The following is a 26,122-nucleotide window of genomic DNA, read 5'->3' as shown; positions in this document are numbered from 1 at the left end:
TTCGAAAGCGCTGCTCGCTCCGCCTCCATGGCGGCTAGGGGCTATACAGAACAGGAGGATGCTTCTTACGACCCGGGCGAACTTGAGGAGCGTGACCTCAACGGATGGGATTGAACCCCTTAGAGGGTGGACATGGCGGCAACACCGAGGACAAAGATCGCGAACGCTGCGATGGCATCATAGCCCATCCGCAGCAGCGTACGATTGCCTCGCTCCAGCAGTCCTATGACGAAGGCGCCCGTCATCAGCAGCGCCACCAGCGCGCCGAGCGCTTCGAACGGGCCCGCCGCCGCCAGCACCGGCTCGCCACTGCTGAGGAGGTCGGCTATCAGAAGCAGTGCCAGGTTGAACAGGTTGGTTCCGAAGACGTCTCCGACCGCCAGCTCGTAGCGCCTGGCCCGCACGGCGGCGGTCACCGAACTCAGCTCCGGAAGGGAGGTCGCGAACGCGACCAGCAGGAAGCCGACCATGCCGCTGGACAGCCCCGTCTGCGTCGCGATGCCGTCGGCGGAGAGCGACAGCAGCGCCCCAGCCGCCAGGATGGCGACGCCAAGCAGTGCCAGGTTCGCCAGCATGCGACCGGTGGAGCGCGGATCGGACTTCTCGTGGGCAGGCGCGCTTTCTTGGTCGTCGTCGGTGCGCCGCCAGACGTCGCGCCGCTCGTAGCGGGAGGAAACCCGCATCGCGAGCACGCACGCCACCGCGACGCCGACCGCCCCTAGCCCTACGCCGCCCACGGACAGGTCCCCCCACAGCACCAGGCAGGCGACCGCGCCCATCAGCATCATGCCCAGCACGCCCTGCATCAACGTGCCCGGCTGTGCCGCGACGCGGGTCAGCGCGTCTCGACCAAACACGATGTCCGCGATCACCAGAAGCAGGATGTTCACCGCCGCACTGCCGAGCAGATTGTTGACCGCCAGCGTGGCGTCGCCGCTTATGGACGCAGTGCTGACCGCTGCCAGTTCCGGCAGCGAGGTGATGCCGCCCAAGAGCACCATGCCCGCAAACGCCTGGCCCAAATCAAAGCGTCGGGCGACCTGGTCGACCTGTGTCGTCAGGTGCGTCCCTGCCCACCAGACGACGGCTGCGGCGGCCGCAAAGAGAGCAACAAGCGCGGCGAGCGGCAGCCCGGCAACAAGTTCGGTCATGAGGAACTTCGCTCCAGGCAGGGTACTTTGCTTCGCCCCAACAACCCGCAGCACTCCGCAATGTTGCGCGTCGACGCCTCGGCATCCAGCCGAGTTTCGACGCGACGAAGATCAGGGAACATCTTGGACTGTCGCACGTCCGTGCTTGATGGCAGATGGGGGCACGGGCACGGTTCGTCGATGGATCTTGAGCGGCTCGGTCGTGCTGGTCCTTGCACTGCTCGTGATCGCGCTCTTTCCCTGGGGAGTCCTGCGAGCAGTACTGGCGGACCGGCTGAGCAAGCATTTCGAACGCCCCGTCTTCATCGGCAGCCTAGAGCGGGTCGACCACATCGGCTTCAACCCCACCGTGGCACTTCGCGAAGTCCGTATTCCACAGGCCGGATGGGCCGGTTCTGGCGACTTTCTGCGACTGCAGGAGGCGCGGGTTACCTTCCCTGCATGGGCGCTGCTGACCGGCGCGGTGAAACCACGCGACATCGAGATCAGCGGTCTCCGGCTGGCGTTGGTTCGAACAAAGGACGGACGCACCAACTGGTCGCGCGAAGGAGAGGGGGAGGGGAGCGGCGACGGGATCGGCCTGGAAGCGGTGACCGTGCGCAACAGCGTCATCCACTACCAGGACGCCAAGCAGGACCGGCACACGACCCTTCGCGTCGCCTCGAACGGGCAAGGCTTTCGCGCGGTCGGCCACGGCATGATCCGCGGCGCGCCCGTTCGCATCGCCGTGACCGGTGCCCCGATCGTCCGGTCTCGCCAGGTTCCCTGGCCGTTCCGGGCGCGGATCGATGGAGAGGCGCTGATGATGCACGCGCGCGGGACGATGGACCGCCCACTCGACACGAGCCACATGACGCTCGATCTCGACACGCGCGCCGCCGACCTCAAGCTGGTGGACGCCGTGATCGAAGCGGGCCTTTTCCGCACCCAGCCTGTCGCGCTCAAGGCGCATGTCCGTCATGACGGGCGGGACTGGACGATCACGAAGCTGGCGGGGACGATCGGCCGCTCCGACATCGCCGGCCGGGTCGTCGTGAAGAAACGCGACAATCGCACTAAGCTAGACGGAGAGATCGCCTCCCGCCGGTTCGACTTCGACGATCTTTCGTCCGATCAGGGGCTCGCCGAGCGACGGGCACGCCAGCAGAGGATCGGGCCGCGTGTCATCCCCGACACCCGGATCAACCTCGCCAATGTCGACGAGCTCGACGGGACACTCACCATTCGGATCGATCGGGTGACGAGCCGGAACGGCGATCCTGCCCTCAACTGGCTGAGCGGCAAACTGGTGCTGGATCATCAGCGGCTGGAGATTGCTCCGCTCACCCTCGGCTTCTCCGGTGGCGAGGCGACGGGACGCGCGACGGTCGACCAGCGGGGAGGCGCCGCGCATCCGTCGCTTGCGCTCGATCTCTCGGTGGAAGGCAGTCAGCTCAGGCTGTTCGCCGATGTCGGGCCCGTCACGGGCCGCGTGCAGGCGCGTGCGCGGCTGACGGGTCGCGGCGATACCATCCGCGAGGCGGTTGGTCGCTCGAACGGCCGGGTGGGACTGGTCGTGCGGGACGGCGCGCTGCCCGCTCGCTACGCGGAAGCGCTCGGCTTCGACGTGGCCGGTGCGTTGACGGCCGACAAGGATGCGCGAGCGACGCTGCGCTGCCTGGTCCTGCAACTGCCGGTCAGCGGCGGCGAGGGAAGGGTGAATTCGCTGATCGTCGATACGAGCGCGAGCCAGCTCGTCGGCAGCGGCTCGATCCAGTTCCCGCGCGAGCAGATCGCCATCCGCCTGACAGGCGCCCCCAAGCAGAAGAGCCTGCTGCGCCTGCCGGGCGAGGCCCATCTCACCGGCTCGTTGAGCGCTCCCCGGCTCGCCATTCCGTACGAGACCAAGTCCGTGGGCAACATCCTCAAGGCGGTTGGTCGTACGATTACCGGCCGGCAGGGCGCGCTCGCCACCGACGCCGATTGCGCGGCGCTTTCGACACAGGCGTTGCGCTGAACGGCCGGACGCAATCTCGGCCTCGGGTGAGGCACCATGGCTGTCCCAGCGCGTTGACCGGTCAGAAGGAGAGTGGAAATGCCCGCAAAATCCGCCGCCCAGCAGAAGGCCGCCGGTGCCGCACTCAGCGCCAAGCGCGGCGACACCCCGAAGTCGAAGCTGAAAGGTGCCTCCAAGAGCATGGAGGACTCCATGAGCGAGAAGCAGCTGGAGGAGTTGGCGCACACGAAGCGCAAGGGAAAGTCCGAGCACGACAGCAAGGGCTGAACCATGGCGGACTTCGCTGCCGCCCGCGCCAGGATGGTGGACGTGCAGATCGCGCGGCGCGGCATTCGCGATACGGCAGTGCTCGCCGCGATGCGTACGGTGCCGCGCGAACGCTTTGTGCCGGAGGCGCTCGTCGAATTCGCGTATGAGGACACGCCCCTGCCGATCGGGGCGGAGCAGACGATCTCACAGCCGTTCATTGTGGCGGCCATGATCGAGGCGGCCGAGATCGGGCGGCAGGATCGGGTGCTGGAGGTGGGAGCCGGATCCGGCTACGCCGCCGCCGTTCTCGGCCAGGTCGCCAATCAGGTGTTCGCCGTCGAACGGCATGCGCAGCTCGGCACCGCAGCGGCGGCGCAGATCGAGGCGCTCGGCTACGACAACGTCCAGATCGTGAGTGGCGACGGCAGCGGTGGACTTCCGGCCAAAGCGCCGTTCGCCGCGATCCTGGTGTCCGCCGGCGGGCCGGACATACCCCATCTGCTGAAGCAGCAGCTGGCGGTCGGCGGGCACCTGATCGTGCCGGTGGGAGAACGGGGCGACCAGAAGCTCTGCAAGGTGACGCGCATCACCCAGGATCGATTCGAGGAGCAGAACCTGGGCGCCGTCACGTTCGTGCCGCTGATCGGCGCCCATGGCTGGCCGGAGGACGGCAGCCGTTCGGCGAGCAACCATACCCCCGGCGCTTCGCGCAAGCAGACGCTGCCGGAGATGATTGCCGAAGCGGCAGAGCCGCTGCCTGCATTCGACGATCCGGCATTCGGCCGCCTGTTCGACCGGTTCGCGGATCGCCGGGTGCTGCTGCTGGGGGAGGCGAGCCACGGCACCAGCGAATTCTACCAGGCGCGTGCCGCTATCACCCGGCACCTCGTCGAGCACCACGGCTTCAGCATCGTCGCGGTCGAGGCGGACTGGCCGGATGCCGCCACCGTCGACCGCTTTATCCGCCATCGCGAGCCGCGGCCCGGCGCGGAGAAGCCGTTCCAGCGCTTCCCCACCTGGATGTGGCGCAACACCGACGTCCAGGCGCTGATCCGCTGGATGCACGCGCACAATGCCGACAGGCCAATGCACGACCGCGCCGGCTTCTACGGGCTCGACATCTACAACATGTCCGGGTCGATCGGCGCGGTGCTCGATTATCTGGACCGGATCGATCCCGAAGCCGGTGCCGCGGCGCGCGAGCGGTACGGATGCCTCACGCCCTGGCAGAAGAACCCGGCGACCTATGGCCGCGCGGCACTCAGCCGCGGTTATGCCGAGTGCGAGCGGGCCGTGATCGAGCAGTGCCAGGCTTTGCTCAGGAAGCAGCTCGACTATGCGGCGGAGGACGGCGACGATTTCCTGGACGCGGCGCAGAACGCGCGGCTGGTCGCGTCGGCCGAGCGCTACTATCGGATCATGTATTATGGCGGCGCGGAGAGCTGGAATCTGCGCGACACGCACATGTTCGAAACCCTGCGCCACCTGCTGGACGCCAAGGGGCCGGACGCCAAGGCGATCGTCTGGGCGCACAACAGCCACATCGGCGATGCCCGCGCGACCGACATGGGGCAGGTGCGGGATGAGCTGAACATCGGGCAGCTCTGCCGCGAGGAGTGGGGCGATGCGGTCGCGTCGATCGGCTTCGGCACCCATAGCGGCACCGTGGCCGCAGCGACCGACTGGGACGGCGACATGGAGGTGAAGCGCGTCAAGCCCTCCCGTCGCGACAGCTACGAGCGGCTATGCCACGACAGCGGCACCGAGCGGTTCCTGCTCGATCTTGCGCCCGGACGGCACGAGGCGCTGCGGCGCGCCTTGGCGGAGCCGCGGCTGGAGCGTTTCATCGGCGTCATCTATCGCCCCGACACGGAGCGCTGGAGCCACTATAGCGACGCGATCCTGCCCGAGCAGTTTGACGCCTATGTGTGGTTCGACACGACCCGCGCCGTGACGCCGCTGGGTCCGGAGCACCATCGCGGCATGCCCGAGACCTATCCGTTCGGCGAGTGACGATCGGCCCACGAGAGGGCTGCCCAACTTTCAGGAGGCGCAGATGCACGAGAGCAAATCGGTACGGGTGCACGCATTTGGTGGGCCGGAGGTGCTGCGGGTCGAGCCGGTCCCGATCCCCCAGGCCAAGGACGACGAGGTGCTGGTCCGGGTCGCCGCCGCCAGCCTCAATCCCGTCGACTACAAGACGCGCGAGGGCGAGTTCCCGCCGGTCGGCGAGGACGCGCTGCCCGCCATCCTCGGCCGCGACCTTGCCGGGACGATCGAGGCGGTCGGCACGCGTGGGCACTATATGCTCCGCAAGGGCGATCCCGTGTTCGCCTTCATCGGCTTCGATCGCGGCGGGCAGAGCGAATATGTGGTGGTGAAGGCGCTGGAGCTTGCAGCCGCGCCCGCCTCGACCGATCTCTTGCATGCGGCCGCGGTGCCGCTGGCGGGGATGACGGCATGGCAGGGGCTGTTCGACCACGGCGGCTTGCAGGCGGGTCAACGCGTGCTGATCCATGGCGGTGCCGGTGGCGTGGGACACCTCGCGGTCCAGTTCGCAAAGGCAAAAGGCGCGACGGTGTTCGCGACCGCGGGGACGGACGATCTGGACTATGTCCGCTCGATCGGCGCGGATACGGCGATCGACTACAAGAACCAGCGCTTCGAGGACGTCGCGACCGACATCGACCTCGTGCTCGATCTGGTCGGCGGCGAGACGCAGGCCCGGTCCTTTGCCGTGCTGCGCGACGGCGGCACGCTCGTCTCCACGCTCGATGTCGCCGAACCCGGCACCGGCAGGGACCGCAACATCCGCGTGCCGAAACGCTGGCTGGCACAGGCCAACACGAAGCAGCTCGGCGAAATCGCGGCGCTGATCGACGCGGGCAAGGTAAAGGTCGAGGTTGCCGAGGTATTCCCCGTCGAAGACACGCACTCTGCATACGAGCGGCTGGAGAACGGCCACGTCCGCGGCAAGATCGTGCTGACCTTCTGAGTCAGGCAGGTCGGCCAGCTACCGCATCGGACTTACATGGTCCCCTTCATGCGGGTGTCGGGGGGGCGGGCAGGCCCGTTCTCGCCGGATGCGTTCTAGCTGCCGTGCGGATCGCGCGGGATGTGGCTGCAGCCGACCAACTGGGAGAAGAGGGGAGCAGGGCTCGCATGCTCCCCTCGTATGGGATTCCGCCCGATTACCGGATCCGGCGAAAGCCGAGCTAGGTCGGATCCACGGGTAGGAGCGGAACGATACGCCGCCAAACTTGCATTCTGTCGGTCTTGGTACCTGCCGGGGCACCAGCTGCCCGTCGCCGGGAGCAGGGTGCGCTTCGCGTCCTGCTCCCGGGCAGCTGCCTCAATCGGGCAGCGCATAGGCGATCAGCGCGTCGCTGACTGGCGTTTCCATGAAGTGGTGTCCGCCCGCCATGATCACCAGATACTGCTTGCCGTTCGCTTCATAGGTCATCGGCGTCGCCTGGCCGCCGCCCGGCAGCACATCCTGCCAGATCGTCTTGCCGGTGCGCAGGTCGATCGCTCGGATCAGATTGTCCGTGGCTGCGGCGATGAACACCAGTCCGCCGGCGGTCACCACCGCGCCACCGTTGTTGGGCGTGCCGATGGTGAAGGGCAGCATCGAGGGGATACCAAACGGCCCGTTGGTGCGTGCGGTCCCGAATGCACGGTCCCAGATGATCTTGCCGTCGGCCATGTTGATCGCCCGGATGCCGCCATAGGGGGGCTCCTTGCACAGCATACCGGTGCCGTTCTTCGAGAAAGGCCAGAATTTATTGCGCCAGCCGGCATTCACGTCGACCGCATAGGGCGTGTTCGCCTGCGGATCGCCGGCACCCTCCGCGCCGCCGATCTCACCGCGCGCCTGATCGCGCGGCGCCCAGCCCCGCTTGTTCGCCTCGGCGCGGGGCACCAGCGTGACGTAGTTGGGCATGTCGTTGTAGTTGGCGACGATCACCCCGCGCTGCGGGTCGATCGCGATGCCGCCCCAATCGGTGCCGCCGTTATAGCCGGGGTATTCGATCGAGTGACGCCCGGCCTCGGGCGGCGTGAAGAAGCCCTTGTAGCTCGCCTTGCGGTACTGGATGCGGCAGATCATCTGGTCTATCGGCGACATGCCCCACATATCGCGCTCGGTCAGGTCGGGCTTGCGCAGCGTGTGCCACAGCGACACCGGCTGCGTGGCGGCGCGCTGCTCCGGCTCGACGCCGCCGGAGGGGGCACGGATCTCCCCCACCGGCGTCAGCGCGCGGCCGTTACGCCGGTCCAGCACATAGATGTCGCCCTGCTTCGACGGCAACACCAGCGCCGGGGTGCCTTTGAAATCGACCAGCGTCGCCTGCGCGCCGAAGTCATAGTCCCAGACGTCGTTGCGCACCGCCTGGAAGCGCCAGCGGGGCTTGCCGGTGGTCACGTCGATCGCGACCAGCGAGGTTGCGAACCGCTTCTCCTCGGGTCGGCGCAGGCTGGAATAATAATCCACCGCCGCATTGCCCATCGGAAGATAGACCAGACCCAACTGCTCGTCGCCCGACGCGATCGTCCACATGTTGGGGGTGCCGCGTGCCCAGGTCTGGCCCTCGGGCGGATAGCCGCTCCACTGCGGGTTCATCATGTCCCACGCCCAGCGCAGCTGACCGGTGCGCGCGTCGAAGCCCTGGATCACGCCAGAAGGCGCCCAGCGGTCCTGTCCATCGAGGACCTGATGCCCGGTCACTAGCACCCCGCGCACCAGCGTGGGCGGCGAATTGATCGACACGAAGCCCGGCGGCACCTCTCCCATGCCGACCTTCGCGTCCGTCTGGCCGTTGGTGCCGAAATCCGGGCAGAGCCGGCCGCTGCGTGCATCCACGGCGATCAGGCGCGCGTCCAGCGTGCCTTCGATGATCCGGGTCGCACAAGCCTGGTCGGCTGCCATGCCCGGAACCGCATAATAGACGACGCCGCGGCACGCTGCGGTATAAGGGATCGCCTCGTCCGGCACCTTGGGATCGTAGCGCCAGCGCTCCCGGCCCGTCGCCGCCTCCAGCGCGATCATGATATTCTTGGGGGTGCACAGATAGAGCGTGTCGCCGATCTTCAGCGGCGTCGTCTCCGCGCCATAGGTGTTCCGGATCTTCTCGGACTTCGGCAGGTCGCCGGTGTGGATTACCCACGCCCGCTCCAGCTTGCCGACGTTTGCCGGATTGATCTGCGCCAGCGGCGAGTAGCGCCGGGCGCTGTACGTGCCGCCATAGGCCGGCCAGTCGGCGCCGACCTGCTGACCGGACGGATCCGCCATCCCGGCGGTGCCGGGTGCGGGCAGCTGGCTCCAGATCGGATTGGGCGCATTGGCGTCTGCCACCCACAGGTTCACCCCAGTGACCAGCACCGCCGCCGCCACGCCGCCCAGCGCCAGCTGCCAGCGGTTACGCCGCCAGCTCAGCGTCGGCATCACGAGCAGCACGGCGACCAGCAGCACGACGGGCGCGACGATCCGCGGCACCAGCGCCCAGGCGTCCGGACCCGATTCCCACCAGGCCCAGATGAAGGTGACGGCGACGATGCCGAGATACAGCCAGCCGCCCGCAAGTCGCCCCTTGATGAGCAGGGCGCCTGCCAGCACCATGGCTAGGCCGACGATGAGATAATAGAGGGACCCGCCCAGCACGGCGAGCCACGCGCCTCCCGCCGCCAGGATCAGTCCGATCAGCGCGATCACGGCGCCGACGACGATCGAACCCCAGCTACCCCACCGGCGTGTCTCTGGACCCGCCTGCACTCGCGAAGGGGGACTGCCAAAGGAAGAGGTTCTGGAGTCGGTCACGACGGGGCTCCTTCACGACGACCGTTGCCACGCAAGCTGTGCTGCTTCGCCAGCGCGCAGCGCCCTTTCCGGTCGGATCGAAGTTTGAGTTGCTGCAAGGGACCTGGGACCGGAGGCCCAAGATCAGCTATGGGTTCGATCGGCCGAGATCGCCCTTGCGTGCTTCGCCATGGACGCCGGCGTCATTCTCGACGTCGCCTTCCTGCGTGTTGTCTGCTTCGAGCGCGTCCGGATCTGCACCGGTGCGCAGCAGCCCAGGAGACTGGCCGATGCCGGGATCATCCTCCAAGTCGCTGGTGAACGGGCCTTCGCCTTCGGACTTGCCGTGCTTGGTCGTGGTCATGCTCGCGCTCCTCACGAACGCGTGAATGGACGGAGCATGCATCCGTTCCATGAATGGCTTTGACCGGCAAAGTATTTGGGTGCTGCTGACAGGCGCTCAGGCACATTCGAACGGCAGCCGGTGTGCATGCTATAGCAGACGCGCTGCTCTGCGCAGGGCCACCTGCTTGCTCCGGCACGACGCGTCGGTTCAGGCAATCCCCCTGCCGGGCTTGGCAGGCCGCGACGGTATGAAGCCATCCGAGCCGCGGTAGGAGCCCAGGTCGCCTCTTCTAACGCAAATCGGAGACGGTCCTTTTGCGGCTGGCCTTCTGAACAGCGCTAACATCGGGCGGTCTTGGCTGGATTTGCCGAACCACCTGCTCTCGGTCGATCCCGCCGGTCGTTCTGCCCGGCGCGTTGGCAAACATGTCGGCCATACGCGCGCCAAAGGGCTGTGGCCGCGGCCAGTGCAGTGCCTGCACCGTGCTGACTGACGGGAAGCGGGTGCCGTCCTGCTTCGTGCTCGCCGCCTTGCAAATGGCGAGATCACGACGGGCGAGAGGCCGGCGGGCGAAGGCGAGCCGCGGCACCCGGATACAGCAGGCATTCGTCGAGCGCGAGATCTTCCAGAACCTTCTGCCCCGTACTTTCGCGAGCGACTGAATCGTCTGGAACCTGGAACGGCACGCCAGGCGGGCAGTTCAGACTTGGCAGGCGAGCAAAGCGATCAGGAGCCACAGGATGGGGAGCAACGGTGCGTAAAATCTTGTCGAGGCGCTGATCGCCTTCGGCGTGGGCGCGGTTATTTGGCCTGTGGATGAGCAGCAGGGAAGTGCTGTTTATCACCCCTCCGCGCGATAACTCGGTTAATTGTTGGAATGGCGGCAATTCGGATATCCTTGTCTAACTTATGAGGTTGCACGCCCGCCATCCGGGATCGACAAGAATCGTCGCAAGAAGGGTGAAGGTGAATGCGTTATGGCAACCGGTTCCCGTCCTGGCCGACGCGATATCCATCACGTCATCATCGTAGGGGCAGGGCCGGCGGGGTGCCTTCTCGCGGGTCGCCTGGCGAGCCCCTCCGTGGTCGACCCGCGATTGCGCGTGCGCGGCGTGCGCAATTTGCGAGTCATCGGTGCTTCGATCATGCCCAATATCGTCAGCGGCAGCACCAACGCGGCGACCATGGCCCTGGCGAGCCGCGGGCTTGAACTCTTCCGGCAAGAAGTGGCAGCTTGAGAGTGGCGGGAACGGCTCGCCTCGGTGCACGCACCAGGGGCGAGTGCCGTCGTGCCGAGCGCGCCCCGGCATACACCGCACCAAGACCGCATCGGTCATTGCTTCTGCGGAAGCGGGGGGGATGGGCTGTCCGGCTCCTCGCCCCCGCCATCCTGCTGGCGCTTTCGGCATGCTCACCCGCCAGCATCCTCGCGCCTGACGGGCCGATCGCCGCCGCCAACCGGCAAATCCTCTACAACGCGCTCGCAATCATGCTGGCGATCGTGGTGCCGACGATCCTCGCCACGCTGGCGTTCGCCTGGTGGTTCCGCGCCGGCAATCCGCGGGCACGGTATCGCCCGACCTTCGTCTATTCCGGCCGGGTCGAGATGATCGTCTGGTCGATCCCGATCCTCGTCATCCTGTTCCTGGGCGGCGTGATCTGGGTCGGCAGCCACGATCTCGACCCGCGCCGCCCGGTCAAGGCTGCAGCCGGGCAGACCGCCCCGCCGCTGGAGGTGCAGGTCGTCTCGCTCGACTGGAAATGGTTGTTCATCTATCCGGGCCAAGGGGTGGCCACGGTCAACAGGCTGGTGCTGCCCGTCGGCGTCCCGGTGCGGTTCCGGCTGACCTCGGCCAGCGTCATGAACACCTTCTTCGTGCCGCGGCTTGGATCGATGATCTACACGATGAACGGCATGGAGACGCAGGTGAACCTGCGCGCGGATCGGGCAGGCCGCGTCTATGGCCAGTCGGCGCATTATAGCGGCGACGGCTTTTCCGACATGAACTTCGCGGTCGACGCGATGCCGGCGGCAGACTTCGCCACCTGGGTCGCGCGGACGCAGGGGGCGGGGCCGGTGCTCGATGCCCCTGCCTATACCGCGCTGGCGCAGCAGAGTCAGGACGTGCGCCCCTACAGCTATCGCGCCGCACAGCCCGGGCTGTTCGAGGCGATCGTGATGCAGCGGCTGAAGCCCGCACCCGGCCCGCAAGAGGGTCGCGGCGGCGACCCGCACGTGTCGCCCGGAACGCCGGAGATCAGATGATGCTAGGTAAACTCGACTGGTCGGCGATTCCTTTTGACCAGCCCATCCCGCTCGTCGCCGCCGGCGCCATTGGGGTCGGGATGCTTGGCGTGCTGGCCTGGATCACTCGGGCGGGCCACTGGCCCTATCTATGGCGCGAGTGGATCACGAGCGTCGATCATAAGCGGATCGGCATTATGTACACGATGCTGGCGCTTCTGATGCTCATCCGGGGCTTCGTCGACGCGATCATGATGCGCACGCAGCAGTCGATGGCGACCGGAGGTGCTCAGGGCTATCTGCCGCCGGAGCACTACGACCAGATCTTTTCCGCGCACGGGACGATCATGATCTTCTTCGGCGCGATGCCCTTCGTCATCGGGCTGATGAACTTCGTGATTCCGCTGCAGCTGGGGGTGCGGGACGTGGCGTTCCCGACGCTCAACTCGGTCAGCTTCTGGCTGACCGCGGCGGGGGCGCTGCTGGTCAATGTCAGCCTTGTCGTCGGCGAGTTCGCGCGGACCGGGTGGCTGCCCTATGCACCGCTGTCGGAGACGACCTATTCGCCCGGCGTCGGGGTCGACTATTATCTGTGGGCGATCCAGATCTCGGGCGTCGGCACGTTGATGTCCGGCGTCAATCTGGTGACCACAATCCTGAAGATGCGCGCACCAGGCATGTCGTACCTGCGGATGCCGATGTTCTGCTGGACGTCGCTCGGCTCCAACATGCTGATCGTCGCGGCCTTCCCGATCCTGACCGCCACGCTCGCGATGCTGACGCTCGACCGGTACATGGGCTTTCACTTCTTCACGAACGATGCCGGCGGCAACATGATGATGTTCGTGAACCTGATCTGGGCCTGGGGGCACCCGGAGGTCTACATACTGATCCTGCCTGCGTTCGGCATCTTCAGCGAGGTGTTCTCGACCTTCTCGGGCAAGCCGCTGTTCGGATACCGCTCGATGGTCGCGGCGACCTTGTTCATCGTCGTCGTCTCGTTCCTGGTCTGGCTCCACCATTTCTTCACCATGGGCGCGGGGGCGGACGTGAACGCAGCCTTCGGTATCGCCACCTCGGTCATCGCGGTCGGCACGGGTGTGAAGATCTACAATTGGCTCTTCACCATGTATGGCGGCCGCGTCCGTTTCCCGACGCCGATGCTGTGGTCGCTCGCCTTCATGGTGACGTTCGTGATCGGCGGGATGACCGGCGTGCTGCTGGCGGTGCCACCCGCCGACTTCATGCTCCACAATTCGATGTTCCTCGTGGCGCATTTCCATAACGTGATCGTCGGCGGCGTCGTGTTCGGCGCATTTGCGGGCTACACCTACTGGTTCCCGAAGGCGTTCGGCTTCCAGCTCGACGAGACATGGGGCAGGATCGCCTTCTGGCCCTCGGTGATCGGCTTTGTGCTGACCTTCGGCGCGCTCTACGTCGTCGGACTGGACGGGATGACCCGGCGCCTCCAGCACACTGAGGTCGACGAGTGGGTGCCGTGGCTCCACGTCGCGCTTGGGGGCGTCGGCTTCATGATGCTGGGCGTTGCCGCGCAGGTTGTCCAACTCGTCGTCAGCATCCGGCACCGCGATCGGCTGCGCGATGCGACCGGCGATCCGTGGGACGGACGCAGCCTCGAATGGTCGACCGCCTCGCCGCCGCCCTTCTTCAACTTCGCGGTGCTGCCCGACGTGCACGGCGAGGAGGTGTATTGGGGCATCAAGCAGAAGGCGATCGAGGCGCAGCGGCTGGGACCCGAGCCGCGCTATGAACCGATCCACATGCCGCGCAACAGTGCCACCGGCTTCGTCACCGCCTTTTTCGCGACGCTGATCGGCTTTGCGCTGATCTGGCACATCTGGTGGCTGGCGGCCCTGGGTTTCGTCGGCGCCTATGCAACCTTCGCCGTCTTCGCGTGGCGCAAGGAGGAGGAGTATGAGGTACCCGCCAGCGTGGTGGCAGAGGCCGACCGTGCCCGCCGCGCCGCCCGCCATGCCTGGCTGGAGACGCAGCGCGACCGGGAGGTCCCGGCATGAGCACCGCCGCGCCGCACCCCGCCAGCTTCCGCGCGCCGCATGATCCCTATGCCCTGGGCGGCGGGCGTGGCGGCCATGGCAATGACGGGGGCCATCATGGCGAGGCGACCGGCCATGGCGCAGGCGGGCCCGCGTCGAAGCGGATCGTCGTCGGCTACGGCTTCTGGATCTACCTGCTCTCCGACATCGTCCTCTTCTCGGCCTTCTTCGCGGCCTATGCGGTGCTGGCGGGCGAGACCGCGGGCGGCCCCAGCGGCGCCGAGATCTTCGATCGTGGGCGTCTCGCGATCGAGACCGGGTGCCTGCTCCTGTCCAGTTACACCTGCGGGCTTGGCAGCATCGCCGCCGCGCGTCGCCATGGGCGCAGCACGCAGCTATGGCTGGCGGCGACCGGGGTTCTGGGCCTCGTGTTTCTGGGCATCGAGGTGCAGGAGTTCGCCGCTCTGGCCGCCGAAGGGGCGGGGCCGCAGCGCAGTGCCTTCCTGTCGGCCTTCTTCGCGCTGGTGGGGCTCCATGGCCTCCATGTCGGCATCGGCCTGCTCTGGCTGGCAACCATGATGGCGCAGATCGCCACGCGCGGCTTCCGGCCGGAGGTGGAGCGGCGCCTCCTGTGCTTCAACTTGTTCTGGCACGCGCTCGACATCGTCTGGGTCGGCGTGTTCTCGATCGTCTATCTCCTGGGGAACCTCGGATGAACGACCACGATCATGGCGACACGATCCCGGGCGGGGAATCGCCGGACACGGAAGGGCCGCAGGGGGCCACCGGCTATACCGTCGGCCTGTTCCTGGCGGTGCTGCTAACTGCCATGTCGTTCTGGATCGCGTCCACCGACGTCATCTGGGACCCCGCGGTACCCGTGGCGATCGTCGTGCTGGCGGTGGCGCAGATGGGGGTCCACCTGGTCTTCTTCCTCCATGTGACGAGCGGTCCGGACAATGCGAACAACATCATTGCGCTCGCCTTCGGGGTGCTGATCGTGCTGCTGGTGGTCGCCGGGTCGGTGTGGGTGATGACGCACCTCAACCACAACATGCACATGGCGCCCGCCGACATGGCCCAGCACATGCGTTGAGCCCAAGGGAACGCCCCGTCCCCCGAGGGGCATGCCCCCGCGCTGACATCCTCGTTCCGCCGGCGCTTGCTGCCGGAGACGAAACCCTCAGTCCTCGTCGGCAGTGCCGGCCGGCCGGGTGAGCTGCCAGCGCCGGATCAGGGGCGGCATGGTAAGGCCCTGGACGAAGATGGAGAAGGCGACGACGCCGAACGTCAGCACCACGATCTCCGCGCGTTCCCCGACCGTTTCGGGCAAGGCCAGCGCGAGCGCCAGTCCCACCGCGCCACGAAGTCCGCCCCAGACCAGAACATGCTGGTAGGTGGTCGGCAGCCGCAGCGCCGTTGATCGGAACAGGAGTGCGAGCGGGTAAACAGCGGCTGCTCGGCCAAGAAGCGTCAGCACGATGGCGAGCCCGAGCGCGGTGCTGAAGAGCGCGATCGGCTGATGCGCTTCGTGGCTGCCGATCAGGATGAACAGGCACGAGTTCGCGAGAAAGGCCGCGAATTCCCAGAAGCCGACCACATGGCTGCGCCCTGCGTCGGAGATGGACCCCATCCAGCCTATGTTCCCGACGATCATTCCGGCGGTGAGTGCGGCGAACACGCCGGAGGCATTGAAATGCTCCGCGGCGAGGAAGGAGCCCCAGGCGGCGATCGTGGTAAGGGTTATCTCGACCAGATGGTCTTCCGTCCTGCCGGCGATGAGCAGGACCAGGCCGGCCACCGCCGCGCCTGCCACCAGGCCGCCGAACACCGTCCAACTGAACGATGCCGCCACGGATCCCGCCTCGAGCGACTGACCCGCTGCAAGGCCGGCGAGGAGCGCGAAGCCAACCGCTGCGACACCGTCATTGAGGAGGCTTTCGGACTCGACCACGATCCGGAGCCGCGGCTCCGCGCGCATCTCCTTGAACGCGGCGATCACCGACACCGGGTCCGTAGCCGCGATCAGCACGCCAAAGAATGCGGCCCCCAGCCAGCTCCAGCCCAACGCCCAGCGCATCCCGGCAGCGACTACAACGGCCGAGAGGACGACGCCCAGAAAGGCGAGGACCACCGTCAGCGGCATCTGCTCGCGAAAGCGGCGCCACTTGAGCTGCAGCGCGGCCTCGAAGATGAGCGGCGGCAGGAACACGTTGAAGATCAACTCGCGCGACAGCGGCAGATCGGCACCGGCCGGAAACAGGGCCAGAGCCATCCCTGCGAGCACGAGCCCGGCCGTGTACGGGAGCCCGATCCGCCGAGACAGCATCGCCACCAGCGAAGCGATGACCAGGACCAGCCCCAGTTGCTCGAAGCCGAACTTGTTCATTGGTCCCGCCCCATGCGTCTTTTTGAGCCCCTCACGCCCCAGCCATGCCTCGGCTCGACATGCTGTTGTGCCGGGTAGCGGGTAACGCACCAACACCCCGGACAGTCTCGTCGATCTAAATCGATGTCGAAGTTGGTGTCGGTCGGCGGCGGTGGGAACGGCGAGCTATCTACGTTTTTGCTGGTCAGCTGCTTTAGCTTTCCGCCCCGCAGCAACCGCGAGAAACGTCGAAAACACACCCAGAATTACCGCGCCGAGTGCAATCCAAACTGCAGTATTCATGGTGTCCTCCGAGCATTCCGATATCGTGAAACTGGGCGGAATAGATAGAGCCGTCAATGTTCAGGCCATGAGTTTACGTCGACTGCTCCTTGACGATGCAGCTATCAGAACGCCGATCTTTCAGCGATCCACTCACCTCTCGCGGTTCGATCGGACGCAAGCGGACGCCCGGACTGGCTAGGCAGCTAACGCCCACTCTCGACCACTCTAGATCGGCAAAGCAGATGCCGAAAGCGGCCGGCCGGGAACGGCAAAACTTGGATCAGAAGCAAAGCTGCTCGCCTGCATGAACATTGCGGGGCGTTGCCCACTTTAGCTTATTGGCGGAGTGCATGCCCCCGAACGGCAGCGATGCCGTGCAGGATGCCATCAAGGACGAACGCGGGTGCTTCATGCGGCAGACCGTGCCCCTCCCCGGTCGGCGACATTCTGACGCGCGTTGGTCGACAGCGAGAGAAACTCTCGATCTCGCTGGTCTACAAGCGACGGATCCGCGCGGTATCCGCGAAAAAGTTGTTCCGGCCAATGACGCAAGGAGAGCTGGAGCGCTGGGTTGCCGCGGTATCGAGCCACTCGATCCGCGTCGCCGTCGCCCAGGACAATTTTGCGGCCGGTGAGAGCTTGCTAGCGATCATGCAGCCGCATCGTTGGCGAGATCCCAAGATCGTCATGCGGTACGGCGCAAAATCGGCGGCCAAGAGCCGGGCGAGTGCGCGGCCAGCACGGCGCTTTGCTCCTTGCTGATGAGGCGTCGGCAGCCGCGAGCCGCTGGTCCGGGTGGGGAGCGGCCCGATGCCAGGGCGGAAAGGGGTGCATGACAGCCGTCGCCCCCGAGTCCCCCATTTCGGCCAACCGCACCGTTGGTTTGGAAAAGCCGAACCGACCCGGCGCACGGCTCACTCCCGCACCGGCGGGTATCCGCCAGTCCTGTGCGGTCACGGCCTCAACGAACATCCCGCCGTCACGCGCACTGGGCTGCACCGCGCCATCGCTTTTTGCGGCAACGTAATTACGAAAGCCGTATGCAGCGGGTCCGGCGCTCCAGGATAATAGTCTGTGCTCACCGCCTGAGCACCGCTTGCCATCGCCGCTCTCGCCTTCGCGTAGTCTCGGCCACGTGCTTCGACGGTGTTGGCATCGGTTCGAGTGCGAACGATCACACCTTCAGCGACCCAGTCGCGGATTTTCCTGCCGTCCACCAGCGGATCCTGGACGATCTGGATCGCAGACTCGGGCTGGTCGTCCGAGTACCAGCCGAACATAGCCCGTCCGGCCAGGGAAGGACGCCCAGCGCGGTACGCGTCGGAGACGGCGGCCCGCACATCGAGCAGCACGTAAATTCGTCCACGGGTCGCGGACAGCTCTGGCCAGCCGCGGCTTCGCACTGCGTCCCGAAGAGTCGCGCTATTGCCCCGCACCTCGTCGGGCGTGATCAGCCGCTTGCCCGGCAGCACCGACCGGATCTCGGCGTCCAGTGCATCGAGCAGTGCTGCATTGTCGAGGGGCAGCGGGGTGGTAATTCCGGGGCGGTTTGAGGGTGTGTCCGCGGCGTTGATCGTGATCATGATCGGCAGATGGTTAGGATGGGCTCGCGACCAGCGATCGACTTCGCTCAGGCAGCGAACCAGGGTCGGACAGCTACTTAGATAATCCACATCTGGGATATGGAAGACCTTGAAACCGGGCTTGAGCATCGCGGCGCGGTCGAAGCCGGTGCGCTCACCTGCGGCACGCGCCCAGACCTCACCTTCGGGTTCCGCGTAGCGCCCGCCCTGCGGGTCCGCGAAGATGTCGAGTTCAAGCTGACGGACACCTGCGTCGAGCTGGCGCGCGAGCGGAAGATGATAATAGTCCAGCCCCTCCGCCAGCCGTGGCTCGATCGCCTTGATCTTTGCCATCACTGAAGAAGGAATTCGTGCCTTGAAGCTGTTGTGCGATCCAACGGTCTGAACGTCGTTCATCGCAAGGGGGGCGGCACTAGCGCTGAGCGCCAGTGCCGCGGCGGCGAGCAAGAGTGCCTTCACCCCTCAGAACTCCGTTCGCACGCCGAACAAGATGGTCCGACCCCAATAGTTGATCTCGCCGTACCGGAGTTCGTCGTCGTTGTAGCTGTACTGCTTGGCGCCAGCGATGTTGATCGCTTCGAGGCTGAGCATCGTCTTGTCGCTGAGGCGGAACGAGAGGTTTCCGTCTAGCGATCCAAACGCATCGACATAGGTCGGAGCCTGGGTAGTGCTGCCAGTGCCCGCAAGATATTTGTCGCGCCACACATAGGACAGGCGAGCCGAGAACGGCCCATAGTCATAGAAGCCGACCACGTTGAAGCTGTTCTTCGAAAGGCCGATCAGCTGATCTTCGATCGGACGCGCGCCAGCGGTGTAGTTCGCCTCGACGGAGGTGTGCGTGTACGAGGCCTGCAAGCCCAGCCCGTCGAAAGGGGCCGGCAGGAAGTCGAACACCTGGTTGTAGGCCGCTTCCAATCCGTAGACCTTGGCATCGCCTCCGTTGACCTGGGTGCTCAGCAGCACCGTGCCGCGGCCCGGGATCTCGACGTTGATGTTCTGTGCGGTGATGTAATCGTCCATCGCCTTGTAGAACAACGCCCCGGTGAGCGAGCCCTTGCGGTTGAAGTACCATTCCAACGAGCCGTCGAACTGGGTCGCAAGGAACGGCTGCAGCTCCGGGTTGCCGCCGCTCGCGGTGGGCGCGTCCGTGGAGACGCTGATCTGCGGTGCGCTTTGCGTGACGTTCGGGCGGGTCAAGACGCGGCTAGCCGCAAGGCGTGCGACCAGGGATGGGCTGAGCTCCGCGCGCAGGTTGAAGCTTGGCAGCCAGTTGTTGAAGGTCTGCGGGAAGCTTGCCGGCGTCGGCGCGGTTCCGATCGTAAGGGTGCCGCTCGCGACCTGATCGGTGTGGACGTATCGCACACCCAGGTTACCGGTGATGTCGATCCCACCGAGCCCGAACCCATAATCCGCACGGACATAGCCGCTCGCCGTCTTTTCCGTGACGACGTAGGAGGCGCGCTGGTCGCCCGGGGTGAGGGGGGCATTCGCCACCGCATCGGTGAAGAAGGCGTCATAGAAGGCGCTGGTGATCGGCACGACCCAATGGCGCGGACCGTTGCCGGATACACCGCTCAGGAAGTTGTCGAACGGCATCGCCTCATAGCCGTTCGGGAGGCTCGTCAGCGGGGTCCTCGCCGGCGGCGTCACGTTGAAGTCGCGGCGCCGATAGTCGCGCTTGCGCCAGTGATATTCCCCGCCGGCAGCGATCTTGGTCAGGAAGCCGTCCATCTCGCGACCCACGTCCAGGCGGGCGTAGGTGTCCCAATCCTTGCTGTTCTTGGGCGCGATGTTGAACGGATAGAGGACGTAGTTCGCCGGGTTGTTGACATCGACGGGCGTGGTGAAGGTCGGGATCACCTTGTAGCCGCCGGAGGCATCATAGGTGAGCGGCGCAAGGAACATCGCGCGGCTCCGGACCGTGCCTTCGGCGTAGCTTGGATGGAAGCTGTGCGCGTATGACCAATTGATGTTGCCCGAGATGTCCCAGTGCTCGGGCTTCCAGCTCTGCTTGAGGCCGATGGTGATTAGGTCGTGACGGTTGAGGCTGTACTCCCGTGACGCCATGAAACGTACGTTGTTGATCGTCGCCCCAACCACGGTGTTGCCGTCGAGCTTGACGGATCCCGGTACGATCGAAGTGCCCGGATCGTCCGGGTAGATGTCGAGGCCATATTCGTCATAGGCGACGTCGAGCCGCGTCGCCAGCACGTCGAGCGTCGTCTCGAGCTCGGCTGTGGGGCGCCACTGGGTCGAGACAATGCCAGAGAGGCGCTTACGGTCTTCGGTCTCAACCGTCGGGCGGGTCCGGGTGGGAGTGTAATAACCCCTGCCAAGATCGGCGACGAACTTGTCGAGATTCCAACCGGCCTGGTACCAGCGGTCGTTTCGGACCCCTTTGCCCCAATATTGTGCGCCGATCAGGAGGCCGAGCGTCTCGTCGGTGTTGCTGAAGCTGGTGAGCGCGGTGGCGTTCGGCTTCACCTTCTCGGCCAGCGTTGTGTAGGTGCCCCGCAGATTGAGCGTCGTCTTGGTGCCAATATCGAGCGGGTGGAAGGTCTTGACGTCGATGTTCCCACCCAGCGCGCCTTCGGTCATATCGGCGGTCGGGGTTTTCACCACGTCGATCTGCGAGACGAATTCGGCCGGCAGCATCTCGAACCGGAACTGGCGGCCATTGGCGCCACCGTTCTCGATCAGATCGTTGATCGCGACCGAGCGACCGTTCAGCAAGGTGCTCTGAAACTGCGGCCCGAGACCGCGGACGCTGACGTACAGGCCTTCCCCGCGGGGGCGGGTAATCGCGACCCCGGAGACCAATTGCAGTGCCTCAGCCACGTTCTGAGCGGGGAATTTACCAATGTCGGTCGAATTGATTGAGTCCACCCCAAAGGCCGCCTGCCGCTTCGTTTCCGTGGCCGCGGCCAGACTGCGGGCATAGGAACCGGTGACGACGATCTCCTCAGGCTGCGCTTCGGTCACCGCTGGCTCGCCGTCACCGGCCGCGGTCTGGGCAAAGGCGGGCTCCACTACTCCGAGCGCGAGCAGGGTAAAGGGCAGCGTGGCCCGAAGCGGGCGGTGACGTAGCGACATTCTTGGATCTCCCCCTCCGGCGCGGCAGCGTCGGCGAGGTGCCTGTGGAGGCGGATTGTTGCGCGGGAAGGGCGCATCCGTTACGGACGTGTTACATTCTTTAGTTGTTCAAGAGACACTTGCACGCCAAGGTGGCCGCCGTGATCCCGGTTTGCCGAAACAGGCTTTTCTCGCGATGCCGCGGCGGCATTGCACTGCTGCTGGCTTCGCAAGGCCACCTGGCGGGTCCGTTCTTCCCTGCCTACCGCCAGAAGCGCTTTGCATCCACGAGCGCGTCATGCGCCTCTGCAGCAGCACCGATCAGTGCTTTCCGCTTCCCGGTTCCCAGGAGTGCGTCCGCCCCGGGATCGTCGCCGATGCCCAGCTTCGAGACCACCTGCGGAGCGGTGGCGAGGTCGTTCAAAGCTCCCAGCTGGTCCTGTAGCTCTTCCAGCGTCGCGATGAAGCTCTGGTAGCGGCGGCGCCTTGCCTCGAACAGGACAGAGAAGAACTCGCTGGCGTACCGCAGCTTCTTGGCGCCTTTGCGCAGTTCATGCCGTGCTTCGTCGTCGAGCTTCCCAAGGTTACGGCCCTGCTTCTTCACCGTTCTCCTGAAACGCTCGAGCGCCGCGGCGGCGAACTCCCGTGCCGGCTCGCTTCGGCGGTCCTGCGTGTCGGCTGCCAGCAACCACGGCCCGTCGGTGAGCCATTGCGTCAGATCCAGCATGAGCCGGCGCACGCGCCCTGAGCAGAGCGCAGAATCCACGTTCCCGTACGCTTCTTCGCGCGCTTTCTGGATCCGATCGTGCAACGCTCCGGCGGAGGCGCGAGCCAGGAGCACGTCCAAGTCCCGAGCGTGCCCCAATTCGCCCGCCAGCCAGCGCAGTTCACCACGGAGCCGGTCAGCGTCCGGATCGGCGGAGAACAGCGTTCTGAAGATCGAAAAGGCAGAACGAAGGCGCCGCAGCGCAACCCGGGTCTGGTGCAGCGCTTCCGGACCCGGGTCGGTGAGAAGGACAGCCTCGTTGAGCCGGAACTGGCGCATGCACGCCTGGGCGATGTGCTGGAAAGCCACAGCGGCAGTCATCTCGCTGTTGAGCGCGATTGGCTCGGCCTTGAAGACCGAGCGCACCGGCTCCGAAAGACGGTAGCCGCGCTCCGCTTTGGTGAGGACGCCAAGCCGGACCGGAACGATGTCGTCGATCTTCCTGGCTAGGGTGAAGAGTGCGGCGGGGGCGCCGTCTTTGAGCTCCAGTTCAAGTTCGCAGATCGCGTCCCGGCGATCACCCCGGAGCACCTCGCCCCGATCGAGCACGACCTCGATCTCCGCGTCTTCTTCCGACAGGATCCAAGCACGGCGTTCGACATGAACCTCGAATTGCGGCGTGATGGTGTGGATGCGGTCTCCAACCAGCGCCTTGACCGGCGTGGCGTCGTCCAGGATCGGTGCGTCGCCGTCGACAGGTCTTTCCCATTCAGACCGCGCGAACAGGCCGGTGTTTCCCGCGCCATCGGCTTTGATCGTCTGGATGCGTTCGTCCCCCGCCGCCCGAATCCGCAAGGAGACACCCGCTTGCGCGAGATCCTGCTCGGGCGTGTCGTGGTAGACGGCTTGCATGTGCCGGACCTTCGACGTGGCGCCCAGGATTCCGGCGGCGTCCAAAGCATCTGCGGCGGCACCGGTCAGGTCGAGCTTCAATTCAACTTCACGCACCCGGAACTGCCCTCCTCGTTGAAGTGAATTCTGCGGCCTAGCCGGGTCGCGCCATCGCGGTGCGGTTCCTGCTGCAAAGACAACGGCGCGCGTGGGGAATTGTGCCCGGCATAGGAGGGCAGGGGGGCGAGCCGCCCTGCGGGCCTGAACGAGGCGGCGGCGTTCACCGGTCGCAGGACGCGCCAACTGACCGGCGGAAAACCCCTACCGCAGGTCCAGCGCGTCGCGGATGATGTAGTGAAGGTCAGTCTGATCCAACAGGCCGCTTACGTTCACCGCACGCGGGCCATAGGCAGCGATGCGCAGCTGGGTCCCGGTATGCCCCTGCGAGCCTTCCTCGGCAGTGCCGTAGTTGACCGTCATGACGCCGCCCTCTCGTGTATTGAGCGCGGCCGTCAAGCCGGGCGCGCGGGTACCGTTGCCAACGATCTGGCTGGTGTGGGCGTGATCGGCGGTGACGATCACCAGCGTGTGGCCGTCGACCTTTGCGAACGCCAGCGCCTCCTGCACCGCCTCATCCAGGTCGACGGTCTCGCCGATTTGGCCGCATGGGTTGGCGGCATGATCTTCCTTGTCGATCGATGCACCCTCGACCTGCAGGAAGAAGCCCTTGGGGCGATCCTTGAGCAGCGCGATCGCCTTCTTCGTCATCGCCGCCAGCGTCGGGGTCGCCGCGGTACGCGCGGCGTTCGGCTGGCAGGTCGCGGCCGGCTTGTCGATGTTGCCGTGGAAGCTCGCTTTGGGCCCCGTCCAGCGCACCGGCATGTTGCCCGGCGCAAACAAGCCGATCAGAGGCTGCTTGTCGTCGGCGCGGGTCACCGCATCCAGCTCGACTGCGTTACGCACGACGCGAAAGCCGCGCGCCGTCGCCTGCTGGAACAGAGTCTTGCCCTTCCACTTGCCGGCCTTGGCGGTCTCTTCAAAGCTCTCGGCGCCGCCGCCCAGCACCAGGTCGGCGCGCGTGTCGAGCAGCTGTTCGGTGATGGAGCCCGCACCACCATTCTCCAGCGCATTCTGCGGGCAATCCTTGCTTGTCTCCGCCGGGGCGAAGCAGTTGCGCCGGGTCACGTGCGCGATCTGCGCGCCCGGCGTCGCGTCCTGAATCGCCGCGGTCGAAACGTCGCCGGTGGCGAGCCCCGCCGCCTTCGCTCGCTCGATCAGCGTCCGGTGCGGCTTGCCCTGAATGTCGACGCCGATCGCGCCGTTGTAGCTCTTCACGCCCGAGGCCCAGGCGGTCGCCGACGCCGCGCTGTCCGTCACATAGTTGGGCTTCCCCGTCTCCCGATCGAGCGAATAATGCGTGTATTGGCCGGTGAAGGGCAACGCATCGATGCCCTTGAAATAGCCGCCGGCACCCTCGGCATAGTTGCGGGCGAGCGTGATCTCGGAGTCACCCATGCCGTCGCCGATCAGCAGGATCACGTTGCGCACCTCACCCTCGGTCGAGAGCTTGGCGTAGGTCTCACGCATGTCGCCGGGGAGGCGGCGCGCCCCGCCCGGCTCCCGCACGTCGCCGCGCGCTGCTCGCGACAGGTCCGGAGCAGCGTCCTGTGCCGCGATCGGCTGGCTAGTGAGAGCAGCAAGTGCTGCGACGAGGATGCGGGATTTCATGAACAGGGTACTCCGGGGACGAAACTGCATTTGGGGACGGCAGCCCCGCCGCGGCCACGGCGGGGCTGAGATCGATCAGAACTGCGCGCGCACGCCCAGGCTGATGCGGCTTCCCGAGAATTCGTAAGTCGCCGGGAAGGAGGGATCCATGGTGTAGCCGGTGGTCTTGGCATTGCCGACGTTGATGCCCTGAAGCTCCACGCGGAAGTTCGGGGTCAGCTGGTAGCTCGCCGACGCGTCGAACTGGCCATAGGCATTGCGGTACACCGGATACATGTTGCGCTCGATCCGCTCCACATAGGCGCCCTTGCGGTTGTACGAGACACGCAGCGACACCGGCCCACGCTCATAGAACACGGTGGCGTTGTAGGTGTTGTCGGCAAGGCCGATCGGCGAAGTCGCGATGTCCAGGTCCGACTGCCCGGTCAGCGAGCTGTCCAGGAAGGTCACGTTGGCGTTGATGCCGAAGCCCTCGGCCCAGTCGGCAAACATCGAGAACGGGATCACCGCGTTCAGCTCTACGCCGCTTACCTTGTACGAACCCTCGGCATTCACCGGCTGATAGACGTCGAAGTCATAGACGCCGTCGATCGTGCCGTTGGCGTTGTACTTGGTCACGTCCTCGACCACGCCGGTCAGTTCGCTCTGCACGACGCCCTTGATCTTTTTCCAGAAGTAGGACGCCGCCAGGATGCCGCCGCGGCCCAGATACTTTTCGACGCCGACTTCCCACTGGTCGGCCAGGGTCGGCTTCAGGTTCGGGTTGCCGTCGGTGAAGCGGAAGCTGTTCCAGCTTGCCGTCCGCTTGTATGCAAGATCGGTCAGCGCCGGGCGGATCAGCGTCTTCGAAGCGGCCGCGCGCAGGATGAGGCTGTCGGTCAGCTCGGCATGCGCGTTGATCGCGGGCAGGAACTTCTCATAGCTGCCCTCGCTCGACACCGGCGCGTCGGTATAGCCGGTCGAGCCGTCCGGGTTCTGGACCTGGTGGAAGCCCTCCGACTTCACCGTGGTCTTCAGGTAGCGGCCGCCCAGGTTGACGAACACCGGCACCGCCAGCTCGAACTCGAAGTCGGCCATGGCATAGCCGGCGATCGTCTCTTCGCGGACCTTGTAATACTGCCCGTCGTCGAACGGCGTCTCGAACCCGTCCGGGCGGAAGAAGTCGCGCGCATAGTCGTTGGAGACCTGCGCCCAGTCGAGGTCGCGCGCTTGATAGTGCTTGCCGCCGACGATCTCGGTTACCGACTCCAGCGGGCTGTCGGCCAGCGTGCGCTTACCGACATATGCCGTGCTGCCGCGCGCCGGACCCTGGATCTTCTCCTCGCCATATTCGCGCTCGTTGGCCTTGTTGGTGTAGCGGCCGCCGAAGTTGAAGCGCTTCAGGAACGACGACTGGAACTCGCGGCTGATGTCGAGCTGCGCGGCATATTTGTCGTCCTTGATACGCTCGCGCGTCGTCTCATACGCCTCGAACAGATAGCTGTCCGGCGCATTGTACATGTCGATCGTCTTCGGATTGTCGCTCGGGATCGTCTCGCCGCCATTTTCGGTATAGCGGGTACGCGACGGCGCATAGGCGACGTGTTTGAGGTTGGCGAAGTCGAGCGTCTTCTTGGCACCCGAATAGCCGCCCAGCGCGCTGATCTTCCAGCTGCCGGTCTGCCAGTTCATCTCGCCGCCGAACTGGCGATAG

The 26,122-nt window shown here is 65.8% G+C and carries 19 protein-coding genes and 1 pseudogene; 10 read left to right on the top strand and 10 right to left on the bottom strand.

Features of this window, described 5'->3' with window-relative positions:
- Positions 1-119: 119 nt before the first annotated feature.
- Positions 120-1,151 (bottom strand): sodium:calcium antiporter, encoded by a 1,032-nt coding sequence (locus EO081_RS16000; protein ID WP_129343415.1) that lies wholly within the window; start codon positions 1,149-1,151, stop codon positions 120-122.
- A 187-nt stretch (positions 1,152-1,338) separates the two neighbouring features.
- Here EO081_RS16000 and EO081_RS15995 point away from each other — a divergent pair, with 187 nt between their 5' ends.
- The 4 genes from EO081_RS15995 (at position 1,339) to EO081_RS15980 (ending at position 6,391) form a co-directional block, all read left to right on the top strand.
- Positions 1,339-3,147 (top strand): AsmA family protein, encoded by a 1,809-nt coding sequence (locus tag EO081_RS15995; protein ID WP_240697738.1) that lies wholly within the window; start codon positions 1,339-1,341, stop codon positions 3,145-3,147.
- Between the two features lie 78 nt (positions 3,148-3,225).
- Positions 3,226-3,414 (top strand): DUF3008 family protein, encoded by a 189-nt coding sequence (locus EO081_RS15990; protein ID WP_129343411.1) that lies wholly within the window; start codon positions 3,226-3,228, stop codon positions 3,412-3,414.
- Between the two features lie 3 nt (positions 3,415-3,417).
- Complete coding sequence (locus tag EO081_RS15985; protein WP_129343409.1) at positions 3,418-5,409, top strand: protein-L-isoaspartate(D-aspartate) O-methyltransferase; 1,992 nt, start codon at positions 3,418-3,420, stop codon at positions 5,407-5,409.
- A 43-nt stretch (positions 5,410-5,452) separates the two neighbouring features.
- Positions 5,453-6,391: an NADP-dependent oxidoreductase gene (locus EO081_RS15980; RefSeq protein WP_129343407.1), complete on the top strand. Its 939-nt coding sequence runs from the start codon at positions 5,453-5,455 to the stop codon at positions 6,389-6,391.
- 357 nt (positions 6,392-6,748) lie between these two features.
- Here the strand turns inward: EO081_RS15980 and EO081_RS15975 are convergent, their stop codons facing one another.
- The 3 genes from EO081_RS15975 to EO081_RS16925 form a co-directional block, all read right to left on the bottom strand.
- Positions 6,749-9,166 (bottom strand): membrane-bound PQQ-dependent dehydrogenase, glucose/quinate/shikimate family, encoded by a 2,418-nt coding sequence (locus tag EO081_RS15975; protein ID WP_129343555.1) that lies wholly within the window; start codon positions 9,164-9,166, stop codon positions 6,749-6,751.
- Between the two features lie 172 nt (positions 9,167-9,338).
- Positions 9,339-9,554 (bottom strand): hypothetical protein, encoded by a 216-nt coding sequence (locus EO081_RS15970; protein ID WP_129343405.1) that lies wholly within the window; start codon positions 9,552-9,554, stop codon positions 9,339-9,341.
- A 527-nt stretch (positions 9,555-10,081) separates the two neighbouring features.
- On the bottom strand, positions 10,082-10,423 hold the full coding sequence (locus tag EO081_RS16925) for a hypothetical protein (RefSeq protein WP_165284660.1): 342 nt from the start codon (positions 10,421-10,423) through the stop codon (positions 10,082-10,084).
- A 90-nt stretch (positions 10,424-10,513) separates the two neighbouring features.
- Between EO081_RS16925 and EO081_RS17215 the strand changes: the two genes are divergently transcribed.
- From EO081_RS17215 to cyoD, 5 genes are all read left to right on the top strand, one after another.
- A complete protein-coding gene (locus EO081_RS17215) occupies positions 10,514-10,774 on the top strand; it encodes a GMC oxidoreductase (protein ID WP_129343403.1) in 261 nt (86 codons plus the stop codon).
- A 98-nt stretch (positions 10,775-10,872) separates the two neighbouring features.
- Positions 10,873-11,802, top strand: a complete 930-nt coding sequence (gene cyoA, locus EO081_RS15955; RefSeq protein WP_240697737.1) for a ubiquinol oxidase subunit II — start codon at positions 10,873-10,875, stop codon at positions 11,800-11,802.
- A complete protein-coding gene (gene cyoB, locus EO081_RS15950; protein WP_129343553.1) occupies positions 11,802-13,817 on the top strand; it encodes a cytochrome o ubiquinol oxidase subunit I in 2,016 nt (671 codons plus the stop codon). Before cyoA ends, cyoB begins: the two co-directional genes overlap by 1 nt.
- Complete coding sequence (gene cyoC, locus EO081_RS15945) at positions 13,814-14,512, top strand: cytochrome o ubiquinol oxidase subunit III (protein WP_129343401.1); 699 nt, start codon at positions 13,814-13,816, stop codon at positions 14,510-14,512. Before cyoB ends, cyoC begins: the two co-directional genes overlap by 4 nt.
- On the top strand, positions 14,509-14,892 hold the full coding sequence (gene cyoD / locus EO081_RS15940; protein ID WP_129343400.1) for a cytochrome o ubiquinol oxidase subunit IV: 384 nt from the start codon (positions 14,509-14,511) through the stop codon (positions 14,890-14,892). Before cyoC ends, cyoD begins: the two co-directional genes overlap by 4 nt.
- An 87-nt stretch (positions 14,893-14,979) precedes the next feature.
- On the opposite strand, the gene EO081_RS15935 is transcribed toward cyoD, so the two are convergent.
- Positions 14,980-16,185 carry a cation:proton antiporter gene (locus EO081_RS15935; RefSeq protein ID WP_129343398.1) on the bottom strand — a complete coding sequence of 402 codons (1,206 nt, stop codon included), beginning with the start codon at positions 16,183-16,185 and terminating at the stop codon, positions 14,980-14,982.
- 744 nt (positions 16,186-16,929) lie between these two features.
- Between EO081_RS15935 and EO081_RS17120 the strand changes: the two are divergent.
- A pseudogene (locus EO081_RS17120) lies at positions 16,930-17,211 on the top strand (hypothetical protein); the annotation flags it as partial.
- A 191-nt stretch (positions 17,212-17,402) separates the two neighbouring features.
- Here the strand turns inward: EO081_RS17120 and EO081_RS15925 are convergent.
- The 5 genes from EO081_RS15925 to EO081_RS15905 all read right to left on the bottom strand — a co-directional run.
- A complete protein-coding gene (locus tag EO081_RS15925) occupies positions 17,403-18,491 on the bottom strand; it encodes a Ca2+-dependent phosphoinositide-specific phospholipase C (protein WP_240697736.1) in 1,089 nt (362 codons plus the stop codon).
- Between the two features lie 3 nt (positions 18,492-18,494).
- Positions 18,495-21,125, bottom strand: a complete 2,631-nt coding sequence (locus EO081_RS15920) for a TonB-dependent receptor (protein WP_129343397.1) — start codon at positions 21,123-21,125, stop codon at positions 18,495-18,497.
- 241 nt (positions 21,126-21,366) lie between these two features.
- A complete protein-coding gene (locus tag EO081_RS15915; protein ID WP_240697735.1) occupies positions 21,367-22,803 on the bottom strand; it encodes a CYTH and CHAD domain-containing protein in 1,437 nt (478 codons plus the stop codon).
- A 219-nt stretch (positions 22,804-23,022) separates the two neighbouring features.
- Positions 23,023-24,429, bottom strand: a complete 1,407-nt coding sequence (gene phoA, locus EO081_RS15910; protein ID WP_129343393.1) for an alkaline phosphatase — start codon at positions 24,427-24,429, stop codon at positions 23,023-23,025.
- 75 nt (positions 24,430-24,504) lie between these two features.
- The coding region (locus EO081_RS15905; protein ID WP_129343391.1) for a TonB-dependent receptor at positions 24,505-26,122 on the bottom strand (1,618 nt) is incomplete at its 5' end.

This window comes from Sphingomonas desiccabilis, from assembly GCF_004135605.1.
Classification (GTDB): domain Bacteria; phylum Pseudomonadota; class Alphaproteobacteria; order Sphingomonadales; family Sphingomonadaceae; genus Sphingomonas; species Sphingomonas desiccabilis.
The sequence above is the reverse complement of the archived record's forward strand: the minus strand, read 5'-3'. Positions and strand labels throughout refer to the sequence as shown.

Coding starts and splice junctions, on each gene's coding strand:
- EO081_RS16000 (WP_129343415.1), bottom strand. CDS start 1,151: ATGACCGAACTTGTTGCCGGGCTGCCGCTCGCCGCGCTTGTTGCTCTC.
- EO081_RS15990 (WP_129343411.1), top strand. CDS start 3,226: ATGCCCGCAAAATCCGCCGCCCAGCAGAAGGCCGCCGGTGCCGCACTC.
- EO081_RS15985 (WP_129343409.1), top strand. CDS start 3,418: ATGGCGGACTTCGCTGCCGCCCGCGCCAGGATGGTGGACGTGCAGATC.
- EO081_RS15980 (WP_129343407.1), top strand. CDS start 5,453: ATGCACGAGAGCAAATCGGTACGGGTGCACGCATTTGGTGGGCCGGAG.
- EO081_RS15970 (WP_129343405.1), bottom strand. CDS start 9,554: ATGACCACGACCAAGCACGGCAAGTCCGAAGGCGAAGGCCCGTTCACC.
- EO081_RS17215 (WP_129343403.1), top strand. CDS start 10,514: ATGGCAACCGGTTCCCGTCCTGGCCGACGCGATATCCATCACGTCATC.
- cyoB (WP_129343553.1), top strand. CDS start 11,802: ATGCTAGGTAAACTCGACTGGTCGGCGATTCCTTTTGACCAGCCCATC.
- cyoC (WP_129343401.1), top strand. CDS start 13,814: ATGAGCACCGCCGCGCCGCACCCCGCCAGCTTCCGCGCGCCGCATGAT.
- cyoD (WP_129343400.1), top strand. CDS start 14,509: ATGAACGACCACGATCATGGCGACACGATCCCGGGCGGGGAATCGCCG.
- EO081_RS15935 (WP_129343398.1), bottom strand. CDS start 16,185: ATGAACAAGTTCGGCTTCGAGCAACTGGGGCTGGTCCTGGTCATCGCT.
- EO081_RS15920 (WP_129343397.1), bottom strand. CDS start 21,125: ATGTCGCTACGTCACCGCCCGCTTCGGGCCACGCTGCCCTTTACCCTG.
- phoA (WP_129343393.1), bottom strand. CDS start 24,429: ATGAAATCCCGCATCCTCGTCGCAGCACTTGCTGCTCTCACTAGCCAG.